We start from the raw sequence: 13,205 nt of genomic DNA, 5'->3' as shown, positions 1-13,205 counted from the left end.
CGGAACGTATCAATCGACAATCAAGGAGGTGGAATGTGACGACGAATCTATTCGACTTGACGGGGAAAATCGCCCTGGTGACCGGCGCGAGCCGGGGAATCGGCGAGGAAATCGCACGGCTGTTCGCGCAGCAGGGCGCGCATGTGATCGTGTCGAGCCGCAAGTGCGACGACTGTGAAAGCGTAGCTAGCGCGATTCGCGATGCGGGCGGCAGCGCCGAGGCGTTTCCATGCCACGTGGGCCGCATGGAAGATATTCAGGCGATCTTCGAGCATATTCGCGCAAAGCACGGCCGCCTCGATATTCTCGTCAATAACGCCGCGACCAATCCGTATTACGGCCATATTCTCGATACCGATCTCGCGTCGTTCGAGAAAACCGTCGAAGTCAATCTGCGCGGCTATTTCTTCATGTCCGTCGAAGCCGGAAAGATGATGCGCGAAAAGGGCGGCGGGGCCATCGTCAATACGGCGTCGGTGAATGCGCTGCAACCGGGCGACAAACAGGCTGTTTATTCGATCACGAAAGCCGCCATCGTCAATATGACGCGCGCGTTTGCCAAGGAATGCGGGCCGCTCGGCATTCGCGTGAATGCCTTGTTGCCCGGTCTCACGAAGACGCGTTTCGCGGGCGCGCTGTTCGAGAATCAGGCGCTCTACGAAGGCTGGATGAAGACGATTCCGCTGCGCCGTCACGCCGAGCCGCGCGAAATGGCCGGCACCGTGCTGTATCTGGTTTCCGATGCTGCGAGCTTTACGACCGGCGAATGTATTGTCGTCGATGGCGGACAGACGATCTGAGTGCGTGCACCGTGCATCGTAGTTTGAATGGCCTTCTGGGAGAATGAAATGGATTTTGCGTTTAGCCCCAAAGTCGAGGCGCTGCGCACGCAATTGCGCGCGTTCATGGACGCGCATATCGTGCCGCGCATTCATCAATGGCACGAAGAAGTGAATGCCGGAATCTATCCGGTTTCGTTCATGGAAGCGCTCAAGGACAAGGCGCGTTCGGAAGGTCTCTGGAATCTGTTCCTGCCGCATCTGCACGACGACGAACCCGGCACGCGGCTGACAAATCTGGACTATGCGCCGCTCGCGGAAATCATGGGCCGCGTGTCGTGGGCGTCGGAAGTGTTCAATTGCAATGCGCCGGATACGGGCAATATGGAATTGCTCCATATGTTCGCCACGCCCGCGCAGCGCGCGCAATGGCTTGATCCGCTGCTGGACGGCAAGATCCGCTCGGCGTTCGCGATGACGGAGCCCGCGGTGGCGTCGTCGGATGCCACCAATATCACCACGTCGATCCGGCGTGACGGCAACGATTATGTAATCGACGGCCGCAAATGGTTTATCACGAACGCGGCGCATCCGAATTGCCAGCTGTTTATCGTGATGGGCAAGACCGATGTCGATGCGCCCGCGCATCGTCAGCAAAGCATGATTCTCGTACCGCGCGATACGCCGGGCGTGAAGATCATCCGCAATATTTCGGTGCTCAATCACGTCGCGCCCGAGGGGCACTGCGAGATCGAATTCAAGGGCGTGCGCGTGCCGCGCGAGAATCTGCTCGGCGAGGAAGGCAGCGGGTTCGCGCTGGCTCAGGCGCGTCTCGGTCCGGGCCGCATTCATCACTGCATGCGCTCGATTGGCGCCGCCGAACTCGCGCTCGAACTGATGATCGAACGCGCGCAGACGCGCACGGCATTCGGCAAGACGCTGTTCGAGCACGGTACGGTCGCTGAAGGGATCGCCAAGTCGCGTATCGAAATCGATCAGGCGCGGCTGTTCGTGCTAAAGACCGCGTGGATGATCGACAACGTGGGCGCGAAAGACGCGCGCAAGGAAATCTCGATGATCAAGGCGCTCGTGCCGGGCGTGCACACCGCTGTGTGCGATCGCGCGATGCAGGTGTTCGGCGCGATGGGGCTGAGTCCCGACACGCCGCTCGCGGATAGCTGGACCTGGGGACGCGCGCTGCGTTTCGCCGATGGCCCGGACGAAGTGCATCTGCAAAGCATTGCGCGCATGGAAGTGAAGGCGCTGCGTCGCGAAACGGCGGACGGCAATCCGTATTTGAAGCCTTCTGTATAGGGCGTTCGGGCATGAGGCACGGCCTCATGCCTAAAAACTAGGACCGTTCGCGCGCAAGAACGCGTTCGCCCGCATCGTGCGCGAGCATCACACTGTCGACGATCGCCAGCGCCGCGACGGCCGCGATCATGCCGAACGCCAGATGAAAATCGCTCGCGCCCGGTGTGCTCGCGGGCGTGCCGCGCAGCAATTGCGCAATCGACAACGCGAGCGCGCCAATCGCAATGCCCATCCCCGCATTCATCTGCTGCAGGACCGAAAAGAGCGTGGTGGCGTGGCTCATCTGCGCTTGCGGCACGTCGGCGAAACCGATGGTGTTCATCGCCGTGAATTGCATCGAGCGCGTCATGCCGCTCACGAACAGCAGCGCGCAAACGATCCAGCGCGGCGTATCCGCATTCAGCAGCGTGAAGGCCGCGAAGCCCAGCGCGACCAGCACGCCATTGCCGATCAGCACCTGACGAAAACCGAACGCGTGCATGATGCGCGTGGTGGCCGGCTTCATCGCCAGATTGCCCGCGAATAGCCAGAGCAGCAGCGTGCCCGCTTCGACCGCGCTATAACCAAACGCGAGCTGGAACATCAGCGGCAGCAGAAAGGGCGCGGTGCCGATAGCGACGCGAAACAGCGAGCCGCCGAGCGCCGTCACGCGAAACGTGGCGATGGAAAGCGGTGCGAGGCCGAATAGCGGATTCGCGGCACGCTTGAGGTGGAATGCGGAAATCGCCAGCAGCGCGAGGCCCGCCGCGAGCATCGCGAGTGCGAGCCAGCGCGAGACGTCTGCGCGGCTTGCCGCTTCGAGTCCCGACATGAAGAGGCCGAAGCCCGCGCCCGTCAAGATGAAGCCGGTTACGTCGAAGGGCGCGCGGCGCGCGTTCTCGTTGTCGACGAGCGCGATGGCCGCGATCAGCGCCGCGATGCCGAGCGGCAGATTCAGCAGAAAGATCCAGTGCCAGCTCCAGTGCGTGCTGATCCAGCCGCCCACGGGCGGGCCGAGCACGGGCGCGACGAGCGCGGGCCACGTGAGGATCGCGATGGCGCGCACGATCTCTTCTTTCGGTGTATGGCGCAGCACGACGAGCCGTCCGACCGGCACCATCATCGCGCCGCCCACGCCTTGCAGCGTGCGCGCCGCGGTGAACGCGGTCAGATCGCCGCTCGCGGCGCAGAGCAGCGAGGCGAGCGTGAAGATGACGATGGCGGCGCAGAACACGTTGCGCGCACCGAAGCGGTCGGCCATCCATCCGCTGATCGGAATGAATACCGTGAGCGCGACGAGGTACGCGGAGACGCCGATCGAGAGATGCGCGGCGGCAGTGCCGAAGTCGCGCGCCATCGTGGGCAGCGCGGTGCCGATCACGGTGGCGTCGAGGTTCTCCATGAAGAACACGGCGGCGACGAGCAGGGCGGTCGCGGTGCGGCGGTCGAGGGCGAGTCTCATAACGGGCGGGCGAAGGTCGACGGCATTGAGCGGTCGAGTATAGCCCGCATCGGCTCGCGCCATCATGGCCCATCATGCAAAACCGCCCGGAACGCAGGGCGTTTCGGGCGGTTCGGGTACGACGCGAGTGGCCGGCGGAGCCGGCGCATTCGTGAGGTATTGCTTAGAAGCGGTGACGGATGCCGAGGTTGACCATCGTCTGCGAAGCCGTGCCGTTGTAGCCGTACGAGCCGATCGAAGCTTGCGCCGCGACGACGCCGTTGTCGCCGTCACGCGTCGTGCCGCTTGCGTGCTGATAAGCCGCCGTCAGGTACACGTCGGTACGCTTCGACAGGTTGTAGTCGCCGCCCAGCGAGATCTGGTGGTAGTTCGCCGACGTGTCGCCGCTTGCGTGCGTGTAGCTGTAGCCCACGCCCAGCAGCAGTGCCGGGTTCACCTGGTAGTTCACGAACGCTTGCGCCGTGTTGTACTTCTGCGTGGTGTTGAACGCCGAGTCAGCGTCAGCCGCGTATTGCGCGTTGCTGTAAGCGAGGCCCAGGTTGTACGAACCCACCGTGTATTGCGCTGCGAGGCGTGCGATTTGCAGCGAGTGCGCGGTTTCGTAGCCGGTGTTGACCGCGCTGTCGAACGTGCCGCCGTCCGACGTGCTCGTCCAGCCCGTCGACGCGCGATCGCCTGCGCTGTTCGCTGCGTAGAAGTAGCCGCCTGCGATTGCCAGCGGGCCGTTGTTGTACGACACGGCGGCCGAGTACGACTGCTCCGAACCCGTCGAGCCGGCAACGCCGCCGAACGAGTACATCGTTTCCACTTGCAGGCCGCGATAGATCGGCGAGGTGTACTTGACGGCGTTGTTCACGCGGAAGCTGTTGTCGTAGTTGTCGACGTCGCCAGCGGTTGCGAATGCCGAACCGAAGTAGTTGTCTTCCGTGATGCCTTGAACCAGGTCGACCAGCGGATCGTATTGGCGGCCGAGCGTAACCGTACCGAAGCGGTCGCTTGCGAGGCCGACGAATGCCTGGCGGCCGAACATCTTGCTGCCCTGGCCGAGGCCGCCCGTCGACGGGTTAAAACCGTTTTCGAGCTGGAAGATTGCCTTCAGGCCGTTGCCCAGATCTTCCGAACCCTTCACGCCCCAGCGCGAACCCGACAGGTTGCCGGCGCTGCTGTTACCGAGGGCCCACAGATTCTGGCTGCCTTGTGCGTTGTTGACGTAGGTGATCGACGTGTCGATCACACCGTAGAGCGAGACGCTCGATTGTGCGTGGGCGGCGCCGGCGATGCCGAACGTAGCCAGTGCTGCAAGCGTAAGGGCGCGTGATTTCATCTGTAACTCCGTTGTTGTAGTGTGTCGTTTGAAACGAGAGGCGAAGGCTATCGCGTGCCCTCATTGATGCGCAAGCAATTAAAAAAGCCGTAGCAAATTTGTGACAACACGGAGAGAAAAATCAGCTAAATGCCTGCACGCCGTCACAACGCGGATTGCGCCAACGTATTGAAAGCGATGAAATAAATGGTAATGAAGAATGGCGTGCGGCGCGTTGCGCAAGTGATTTAATGCCGCATTTCAAGGGGTTTTAGCCGCAGAAGAGAACCTTCGCGCCAGAAAAAAAGCCCCGCCGGTCAGGCGAGGCTATCAAGCGTGGATAACTGTTTGAAACTCAAAACAGTTGGCGCCATTGTATGGCATCAAGAAATCGTAATTAGTGCGGATTCAGCAATAGATTCGTTCACAAATTGAAGTGGCCGATATCAATCATCTGTGTTCGTCGCCTGAAATACCGTGGTTGCGAGCGAATAAGCAGAGCATTTCGTACATCAGTGTGGCCGCAACCAGCGCGGTATTACCTGACGGATCGTAAGGCGGCGAGACCTCCACCACGTCGCCGCCTAGCCAGTTCAGGCCGTCGAGTCCGCGCAGCAGCGCCAGCGTTTCGCGCGTCGTCAGACCGCCGATTTCCGGCGTGCCGGTGCCGGGCGTGAAGACCGGGTCCAGTCCGTCCACGTCGAGCGAGAGATAGACAGGCATGTCGCCCACGATCCGTCGCGCTTCGGCCGCGATGGCGGCGGGGCCGAGCGCCTCGAATTCCTCGATGAACACCACGCGCATGCCGTGATCGAGCGAGTAGCGCCAGCCTTCGTCGGTGTTTTGCGCGCCGCGTATGCCGATCTGGATCGTGCGCGTGGGGTCGAGCAGACCCGCTTCCACCGCGCGCCGGAAGGGCGCGCCGTGCGTGAATTTGGAGCCTTTATACGCGTCCCAGGTGTCGGTGTGCGCGTCGATGTGCACGAGCGCGAACGGCGTGTGTGTGCCATTCGCCGCCTTCGCCGCGGCCATCGCCTGAAAAATCGGAAAGGTAATCGAATGGTCGCCGCCCGCGATCAGCGCGCGTTTTCCGGCACGAAACACGGGCTCGAAGAACGCGCGGATATCGGCGTGCGCGCGCTCGATGTCGTAGAGATGTTCGAACGGCACGTCGCCGATATCGGCCACGCGGCACGCTTCGAACGGATTGAAACGCGTGACGTGATGGATCGCGCGCATCATCGTCGACATATTGCGGATCTCGCGCGGGCCGAAGCGCGCGCCGGGGCGTGCGGTCACGCCGCCGTCGTAGGGCACGCCTGCGAGCGCGATGTCGTAGTCCTGCGGGTCGCGTGCGAACGGCACGCGCATGAACGTGGGGATGCCGGCGAAACGCGGCATCTGCATTTGCGAGAGGTCGGTCTGGGTCATCTGCGGGTGCACTCAGAAAGTCGGCGGCGTGTTGATCCATAAAACGCGCGTGACGGTGTCGCCGGGATTGCGATAGCTGTGCGGCTCGGTGCTCGGAAAATAGAACGAGTCGCCGGCCTGCAAACGCCAGCTCTCGTCGCCGAGCGTGAGTTCGAGTTCGCCTTCGAGCACGTAGCCGAGTTCTTCGCCCGCGTGGCTGATCTGTTCGTCGCTGCGCGCCTGCGGTTCGAGCACGTGGATGTCGCCTTGCAGCAGGCGTCCCGGCCCCGGCACGACGAGGCGTTCGAGCACGATCGTGTGTTGCGCCGAACGACCGCGCGCGCCCTGTGCCGCCGGAAAGCGCACGGCGGGACGCTCGCTCGCGCGCTGCACCGGCGAAGCCGACGCAACCGGCCCCGAGACCAGCGCCGCGACGTTGGTGTCGAGCGCCAGCGCGAGCCGGTGCAGCGTGGCGAGCGAGGGCGTGGCGTGGCTGCCTTCGACCTTCGACAGCAGACTCTCCGAGCAGCCCGCCTGTTCGGCGAGCGCCTTGAGCGTCATCTGCTGCACCATGCGCGCGTGGCGCAGGCGCGTGCCGAGGCCGTCGGAACCGTTGGACGCGGCGGCGTGCGCGCCGCTTGCCGCGCGCGTGGCGGATTTCGGCGCCAGTTTCGCGGCAACCTTTCGCGCGACCTTCACGGCGGCTTTCGGCTCCGCCTTCGGGGTGCCGGAGGTGGCGGCGCGCGTGCCCGTACCCGCGCGTTGAGGACGGGCGGCGCCCGTCGAGGAAGAACGTTTGTCGTTGGCCACGTGTGTGTTTCCGTCGATCGGAGAGATCAGGGCGAAGGCGGCATCGTGTTGGTTGCCGCCCTCGCCGGTATTGCGCGTGTTACGCGAACACCGTGAACTCGACTTCGAGCGGGTTGAGCGCGTTGATCGGAATGATATCCTGCGGGCACGCCGACATCGCCACCACGCAGTCCATCACCGCCTTGATTTCCACGTAATCGCCGGCCTTCGAAACGGGCGGCAGCCAGTCGATCGAATAATCGGGCTTCACGGGAATGTTCATCCACAGGTTGAACGGCTGCGGCACTTCACGCGTGCGCAGGCCGATGGCCTTGAGCGCGAGACGCAGATTGTCGGCGCAATTGTCGTGATACCCCTCCACGCCGAGATTGCGATAGCGATACAGATCGCACGCGGCGATCAGCGTGTCGTGCACGCCGGGAGAAGTATCGGTCACGAGTTCGGCGATCGGGCGGCGCTGGTTGGTCACGAGCGGATCGCCCGGCTGCGGAATGATCTTGTCGAGGTACGCGCGCGTGTGTTCGAACGACAGGAATTCGTTCAGATGCTGCGCGTTGAAGATCCACGTATCGCAGACCTGCGTGCCGTGCGGATTCGCAATGCGGATGGTCTGGCCGGCCTTCACGCGCACGGCGCGGCCGCAACGCGCGGGCACCGTGTAGGTCTTGCCCAGTTCGGGCGTGCCGTCTGCGGAAATCGGCTCATGCAGCGTGGCGTTGATGCCGTTTTCGGTGCCGTTGTCTTCGGCGATCGTGGCGGTGGCGGCGGGGAAATTCATTTGTACTCCTGATGTTGTGCGGGTGAAGTGGGTGAATCGCTCAGGCGTTGCAGAGCGTGACGAGACTGTGAGCGAGCGCGCGTGCGCCCAGCACGAGATGATGCGGATGCGTGGCTTCGACGGGGTTGTGGCTGATGCCGCCGATGCTCGGCACGAACAGCATCGCGCTCGGACAATGCCCGGCGAGATACATGGCGTCGTGAAAGGCGCCCGAGGTCAGCCGCGTGGCCGGCGCGCCGAGCGCCTCGCAGGCGTCGTCGAGCGTCGCGAGCACCGTATCGTCGAAGGCCACCGGCGCGTGTGCGAACAGCGCTTCGAGGCGGGCCTCGTGGCGTTTCGCGAGCGCGTGTACGGCGTCGTCGAAGGCGTCGAGCACGGCAGAGTCGGGATGGCGGAAATCCACCGTGAAGCTCACGTTCGACGGAATCGTGTTGATCGAATTCGGCTCGACGTTCCAGCGCCCGAAGGTGACGCGCGTGTGCTCCGCGCCCAGACGCTGCGCAATGCCGTCGAGTTCGGCGTGCAGCGCGAGCGCGAGCGTCATCGCATCGCGGCGCAGCGGCATGGGCGTGGTGCCCGCATGGGCCGCCACGCCGGTGCAATGGAACGCGTACCAGCGCACGCCTTGAATGCCGCTCACGACCGCGAGCGGCAGGTCGGCGTTTTCGAGTTGCGGGCCTTGCTCGATATGCAATTCGACGAAGGCGTGTGCGGCTTCGCCCGCTTCGTGTGAGGCGAGTTCGGGAAACGCCTTGCGGTGTGCGTCGAGCGCTTCGCGCAGCGTCACGCCTTGCGCGTCGCGCGCATCGAGATAACGCGCCATACGTTGCGGTTCGACGAACGCGCTCGACCCCATCGCGCCCGGCGCGAAACGCGTGCCTTCCTCGTTGGTCCAGATCGCCACTTCGAACGGGCGGCGCGTTTGCACGTTGGCGTCGTTGAGCGCTTCGAGCACTTCGAAGCCCGCGAGCACGCCATAGCAGCCGTCGAGCTTGCCGCCCGAAGGCTGCGTGTCGATATGGCTGCCGGTCACGACCGGCGCGAGCGCTTCAGTGCCCGCGCGGCGGATGAACAGGTTCGCGCACGCATCGACGGAAACGGTGCAGCCGAGTGCGTGAGCACGTTCGATCAGATAGCGGCGCGCGTCGAGATCGTCGGCGCTCAGAGCGGGGCGATTCACGCCGCCGTCGTCGCGCGCGCCGAACGACGCGAGCGTCTCGACGGAAGCGAGCAAACGCTCGGCATCGACGTGATGCGCGATGCGGTTCGCGAGTTCAAGCGGCGCGTTCACGATGCGGCTCCTTGCGCGGCGAGCGCGGGTTCGGCGGCGAACGTCAGGCTGCGTTCGAGCCACGGTTTGAGAAACTGCTGCAGACGCGGCGTGCGCGTGTTGCCGAACAATTGCGCGGGCGGTCCCGCTTCGACGATGCTGCCCGCTTCCATGAAGACGACCTTGTCGGAGATCTTCGCGGCGAAGCTCATTTCGTGCGTGACCATCACCATCGTCATGCCGTCCTGCGCGAGCGAGCGGATCACGTTGAGCACTTCTTCCACGAGTTCGGGATCGAGCGCGGACGTGGGTTCGTCGAGTAGCATCACTTCGGGCTCGATGGCGAGCGCGCGCGCAATGCCCACGCGTTGCTGCTGGCCGCCCGAGAGGCTGGCGGGCCAGGCGTCGGCCTTGTGACCCATGCCGACGCGTTCGAGCGCCTTCTGCGCTTTCTCGCGCGCCTCGCGCTTCGGCATGTGCTTGGCGAGCACGAGCGGTGCGGCGACGTTGTCGAGCACGCTCATGTGAGGCCACAGATTGAATTGCTGGAACACCATCGCAACGGGGCGGCGCACTTCGGCAATGCTCGCTTCACTGTCGCGATCGCGCGGCGTGCGTCCGGTGGAGCGATAGCCGAGCAGTTGGCCCTTAATCCACACTTCGCCTTCGTCGTAGGCCTCGAGGAAATTCATGCAGCGCAGGGCGGTCGTTTTGCCCGAGCCGGACGGCCCGATCAGCGTGACGATTTCGCCGCGCATGATGTCGAGGTCGATGCCCTTGAGCACGCGGTTTGCGCCGTATGACTTGCCGACGGCGCGCAGCTGGAGAATCGGGAGGGCGCTCATGAGGTCTTTCGCAGAAAGGGAATGCGTGCCGTCGCGTGCTGCGCGAGCAGCGAGACGGCCTGGGTCAACAGCCAGTAACACGCGATCAACAGCGCGTATGGGCCGATATACGTATAGGTCGAGGCGACCACGTCGCTCGCGGTCATCGTCAGTTCGGGCACGGTGATGATCGACGCCACCGCGCTTTCCTTGATCACGAGAATCGTTTGATTGGCGACGAGCGGCAGCGCGAAGGCGAGCGCCTGCGGCAGTTCGATCGCGCGGAACGTCGCGCGCCGGCTCACGCCGAACGCGGCGGCTGCTTCGAGCTGGCCGCGCGGCACGCTGGCCCACGCGGCGCGGAAGATCTCCGCGAAATAGGCGCTGGCGTAGAGCGCGAGCGAGACGACGGTGGCTTCCACGGCGCTCATCGTCACGCCGATCATCGGTAATCCGAAATAAACGATGACGAGCTGCGAGAGATACGGCGTGCCGCGAATCAGCCAGATGAATGCGCCATACGGCAGCGCGAAGGCGCGTCCGAATGTGAGGCGCAGCGCGTTGAGCGCGAAGCCCGCCACCATGCCGATAAGCGCGGCGAGCACGCTCACTTCGAGCGTGACGGCCGTGGCGGCGGCGAAGCGGGGAATGAGGGCAATCAGCGAGTCCATGAGGGCATCCGTGCGGGCTATCCGTGCCGAATCAGGCGCGCCGCGCCGTGCGTCGCGCGAAGACGTGGCCGGCGCAGGCGAGCAGCGAAGTGATCGCCAGATAAAAGACCGCCGCGAGCGAATAGACCTCCAGCGGCCGGTAGCTCGACGACGAGAGTTGCTGACCCACGCGCATCAGGTCGGTCACCGAGATCACCGAGACCACCGCCGATGCCTTGACGATGTCGATCATTTCGGACACCAGCGCGGGCAGCGTGGCGCGCACGACCTGCGGTACCTCGATATGCCAGAGCACCTGGCGGCGCGTGAGATTGAAGGTGAGCGCGGCCTCGATCTGGCCGGGCGCGATGGCGCGAAAACCCGCGCCGAGAATCTGCGATTGATAGGCGCCCGTGTTCAGCGAGAGCCCGATCGCGGCGGCCACGACGCCCGGCAATTCGATGCCGAGCGCCGAGGGCAGGTAGTAGAACACCAGCAATTGCGCAAGGACCGGCGTGCCGCGCAGCACGCTCACATAGACGCGTGCGGCGCCGCGCAACAGGCGGCTGTGGCTGACCGACATGGTGTGAACGAACACGCCGACGAAGAAGCCGCAGCCCACGGCGACGGCCGACAGCCAGAGCGTCGTCAGCGCGCCGTCGAGAAGCTGCGGCAGATAGCCGGCGCAGCGCGTGAGCAGATCGGGTGCGTTCATGTTGCGCGAGGTCCGATGAAACGTGAGTGAGTGCGTGAATTAAAGCGTCGGTGCGGGCAGGGCGTCGGCGGGCACGTCCATGGTCGAACCGAACCACTTTTCCTGCAGCTTCTTCATGGTGCCGTCCTTGTTCGCGCGGGCGATGCCGTCGCTAAAGAGCTTGAGCAGCGCGGCGCTGTCCGCGTCTTTACGCGCGACCCATGCGAAGTAACTCTTCGGGCCGATGGTTTGCGGCAGCAGCGTGAACACGCCCGGACGCGACTTCATGAGCGGCCCGAGATTGGCGACCGATTGCGCGACGGCGTCGAGACGGCCGACCGCGAGGTCCGCATACGCTTCATCGAACGACACGTACTGCTTGATCTGCTTGATGCCGGGGCCGCCCGCTTCCTTGAGCTTCTTGTCGAGCGCGATGAGCGCCTGCAGTTGTGCGGAACCCGTTTGCGAGCCGACGACCTTGCCGTTCAGATCGCTCGGCGACTTGATGGCGCTTTCGTTCGCGCGCAGCAGCACGCCGGTGGTGGCGTCGGCCACGGGCAGCGTGAAGGCGAAGTGATCGGCGCGGTCTTTGTTCACGGTGACGGCGGTCACGACGATGTCGAAGCGCTTCGCATCGAGGCCCGGCAGCAGGCCCTGAAACGGCAGATCGAGCTGCTTCACTTTCACGTCGGGCAGCGACTTGAGCACGTAGGCCATGAGGTCGGCGTCGTAGCCGACGATCTTGCCGTTGTCGACATATTCGAACGGCGCGTAGCGCGCTTCGGTGGCGACCGTGATTTCCTTGTTCGATTTGATGCGCGCGAGCAGATCGTCCTGTGCGAGCACGGGCGCGGCGGCGGCGAGCGTGAAGACGCCGCTCAGGGCGAGGACGAAACGGCGGACTGACTTGTGCATGATGTTCCCTGGAAAACCGTGGCGAGTGGTGAAAGTGACAGGAATCGTATTCAAGTAACTTGAATGATGTTCAATTAGCATGATGCGTGCCAGCGGCGGGAAACGCCGCTGCACAAGGGAGAGCCGTCGATGAGCACGGCGCGGCGTGCACCGCGAGCGTGAGTGGCGCGGCGATGTGCACCGCATAAAAGGCACGATGCACCGTGATGGGGATGCGGGTTCAGATGGGTGCGTGTGGGGAAAAGGAAAAGGAAGAGGGAGCGCGGAACTGTGCTCTTTGGCGCGGTGCCGGAGTGTGATGGTCTTTGCGCGATGCGCGGCGCTAGTATTGTGCGGCGCGAATCGCGTGGGTGAATTGCCTGTTGATTGCGTCGAAAGCCAGACGTAACGCGGATTCCATTCCGTGGTCGCGCGGATATTGACCGATTCATCGTATCGGAATGAAATAGATCATTTCCCCGTTTCGGGTGCTAGCATGGAAATGAATCGGGGTTCATTCCGTCATCAATAAAAGAATCGTCATACGGTATGAATCGAACAAGATGATCCCGATCTTCAAGGAGAGGCGCACGATGCGACAACTCAGTGGCGGCAATGCGTGGCAATACACGCTCAATCTGCTCGGTGGCGGCTCGGTGCTTCATGCCCATGCGGGCCGCAATCCACGCCGCGCGTGCGCCAGTCGTGCCGCGATGGCCGATCCCTCGCTGCCCAGATCCGTACCCGCGCTGCGCGCGCATCTTGCCTTCGTCGAGGCATGGTCGGACAACCTCATTTCGGTATCGTGGAGCGATCCCACCAGCGGGCGCTATGCGGAGCAGCCGTGGCGTCTGTGCATCGCGAGAAAGCGCGGCCTGTGCGCGCTCACGGGCGCGGATATTCAGCGCGGCGACAAGATCTATCGGCCTTTTACGCGCGGCGTGGCGCCGATCAACGCGGACTGGGCCGTGCTGGCCTCCGCATTGGAACAGCGCGCGAAGGCATAAAAAAACTCCCCAAAGCGGCGTGCCTTGGGGA

At 63.8% G+C, this 13,205-nt stretch carries 13 protein-coding genes; 3 read left to right on the top strand and 10 right to left on the bottom strand.

Translation table 11 applies throughout. The features are described from left to right. Positions 1–35 precede the first annotated feature (35 nt). Positions 36–800: an SDR family oxidoreductase gene (locus U4Y88_RS11895; RefSeq protein WP_321784086.1), complete on the top strand. Its 765-nt coding sequence runs from the start codon at positions 36–38 to the stop codon at positions 798–800. A gap of 48 nt (positions 801–848) precedes the next feature. Continuing rightward, on the top strand, positions 849–2,093 hold the full coding sequence (locus U4Y88_RS11890) for an acyl-CoA dehydrogenase family protein (RefSeq protein ID WP_321784085.1): 1,245 nt from the start codon (positions 849–851) through the stop codon (positions 2,091–2,093). A 37-nt stretch (positions 2,094–2,130) separates the two neighbouring features. Here the strand turns inward: U4Y88_RS11890 and U4Y88_RS11885 are convergent, their stop codons facing one another. The 10 genes from U4Y88_RS11885 to U4Y88_RS11840 form a co-directional block, all read right to left on the bottom strand. Continuing rightward, complete coding sequence (locus U4Y88_RS11885) at positions 2,131–3,534, bottom strand: DHA2 family efflux MFS transporter permease subunit (protein ID WP_321784083.1); 1,404 nt, start codon at positions 3,532–3,534, stop codon at positions 2,131–2,133. A gap of 163 nt (positions 3,535–3,697) precedes the next feature. After that, the gene (locus U4Y88_RS11880) at positions 3,698–4,858 is read right to left on the bottom strand and encodes a porin (RefSeq protein WP_224013392.1); all 1,161 of its coding nucleotides are present in this window, start codon (positions 4,856–4,858) and stop codon (positions 3,698–3,700) included. A 429-nt stretch (positions 4,859–5,287) separates the two neighbouring features. Further along, positions 5,288–6,268 (bottom strand): agmatinase, encoded by a 981-nt coding sequence (gene speB, locus U4Y88_RS11875; protein WP_321784081.1) that lies wholly within the window; start codon positions 6,266–6,268, stop codon positions 5,288–5,290. A gap of 12 nt (positions 6,269–6,280) precedes the next feature. Then, positions 6,281–6,916 carry a cupin domain-containing protein gene (locus tag U4Y88_RS11870; RefSeq protein ID WP_415774433.1) on the bottom strand — a complete coding sequence of 212 codons (636 nt, stop codon included), beginning with the start codon at positions 6,914–6,916 and terminating at the stop codon, positions 6,281–6,283. Positions 6,917–7,136: 220 nt separating this feature from the next. Next, positions 7,137–7,835: a DUF1989 domain-containing protein gene (locus tag U4Y88_RS11865; RefSeq protein WP_224013389.1), complete on the bottom strand. Its 699-nt coding sequence runs from the start codon at positions 7,833–7,835 to the stop codon at positions 7,137–7,139. A 40-nt stretch (positions 7,836–7,875) separates the two neighbouring features. Further along, the gene (locus tag U4Y88_RS11860; RefSeq protein ID WP_321784077.1) at positions 7,876–9,126 is read right to left on the bottom strand and encodes a M20 family metallo-hydrolase; all 1,251 of its coding nucleotides are present in this window, start codon (positions 9,124–9,126) and stop codon (positions 7,876–7,878) included. Beyond that, positions 9,123–9,950, bottom strand: coding sequence for an amino acid ABC transporter ATP-binding protein (locus U4Y88_RS11855; protein WP_224013387.1), 828 nt, complete (start codon positions 9,948–9,950; stop codon positions 9,123–9,125). Before U4Y88_RS11855 ends, U4Y88_RS11860 begins: the two co-directional genes overlap by 4 nt. After that, complete coding sequence (locus U4Y88_RS11850; RefSeq protein WP_321784076.1) at positions 9,947–10,600, bottom strand: amino acid ABC transporter permease; 654 nt, start codon at positions 10,598–10,600, stop codon at positions 9,947–9,949. Before U4Y88_RS11850 ends, U4Y88_RS11855 begins: the two co-directional genes overlap by 4 nt. Before the next feature lie 31 nt (positions 10,601–10,631). Continuing rightward, the gene (locus U4Y88_RS11845) at positions 10,632–11,294 is read right to left on the bottom strand and encodes an amino acid ABC transporter permease (protein ID WP_224013385.1); all 663 of its coding nucleotides are present in this window, start codon (positions 11,292–11,294) and stop codon (positions 10,632–10,634) included. Positions 11,295–11,333: 39 nt separating this feature from the next. After that, positions 11,334–12,188 (bottom strand): transporter substrate-binding domain-containing protein, encoded by an 855-nt coding sequence (locus U4Y88_RS11840; protein ID WP_224013384.1) that lies wholly within the window; start codon positions 12,186–12,188, stop codon positions 11,334–11,336. A 572-nt stretch (positions 12,189–12,760) separates the two neighbouring features. On the opposite strand from U4Y88_RS11840, the gene U4Y88_RS11835 reads away from it, so the two are divergent. Beyond that, positions 12,761–13,174, top strand: coding sequence for a DUF3331 domain-containing protein (locus U4Y88_RS11835; RefSeq protein WP_321784074.1), 414 nt, complete (start codon positions 12,761–12,763; stop codon positions 13,172–13,174). The last annotated feature ends 31 nt before the right edge of the window (positions 13,175–13,205 follow it).

Origin of the sequence: Paraburkholderia sp. J94 (genome assembly GCF_905220285.1) — a bacterium.
GTDB classification, from domain to species: Bacteria; Pseudomonadota; Gammaproteobacteria; order Burkholderiales; family Burkholderiaceae; genus Paraburkholderia; species Paraburkholderia tropica_A.
Note: the sequence above shows the minus strand (reverse complement) of the source record. Positions and strands in the feature narration are given on the sequence as shown.

Bases quoted from the DNA above. Each gene is read 5' to 3' on its own strand.
- U4Y88_RS11890 (WP_321784085.1), top strand. From the start codon at position 849: ATGGATTTTGCGTTTAGCCCCAAAGTCGAGGCGCTGCGCACGCAATTG.
- U4Y88_RS11885 (WP_321784083.1), bottom strand. From the start codon at position 3,534: ATGAGACTCGCCCTCGACCGCCGCACCGCGACCGCCCTGCTCGTCGCC.
- U4Y88_RS11880 (WP_224013392.1), bottom strand. From the start codon at position 4,858: ATGAAATCACGCGCCCTTACGCTTGCAGCACTGGCTACGTTCGGCATC.
- speB (WP_321784081.1), bottom strand. From the start codon at position 6,268: ATGACCCAGACCGACCTCTCGCAAATGCAGATGCCGCGTTTCGCCGGC.
- U4Y88_RS11865 (WP_224013389.1), bottom strand. From the start codon at position 7,835: ATGAATTTCCCCGCCGCCACCGCCACGATCGCCGAAGACAACGGCACC.
- U4Y88_RS11855 (WP_224013387.1), bottom strand. From the start codon at position 9,950: ATGAGCGCCCTCCCGATTCTCCAGCTGCGCGCCGTCGGCAAGTCATAC.
- U4Y88_RS11850 (WP_321784076.1), bottom strand. From the start codon at position 10,600: ATGGACTCGCTGATTGCCCTCATTCCCCGCTTCGCCGCCGCCACGGCC.
- U4Y88_RS11845 (WP_224013385.1), bottom strand. From the start codon at position 11,294: ATGAACGCACCCGATCTGCTCACGCGCTGCGCCGGCTATCTGCCGCAG.
- U4Y88_RS11840 (WP_224013384.1), bottom strand. From the start codon at position 12,188: ATGCACAAGTCAGTCCGCCGTTTCGTCCTCGCCCTGAGCGGCGTCTTC.
- U4Y88_RS11835 (WP_321784074.1), top strand. From the start codon at position 12,761: ATGCGACAACTCAGTGGCGGCAATGCGTGGCAATACACGCTCAATCTG.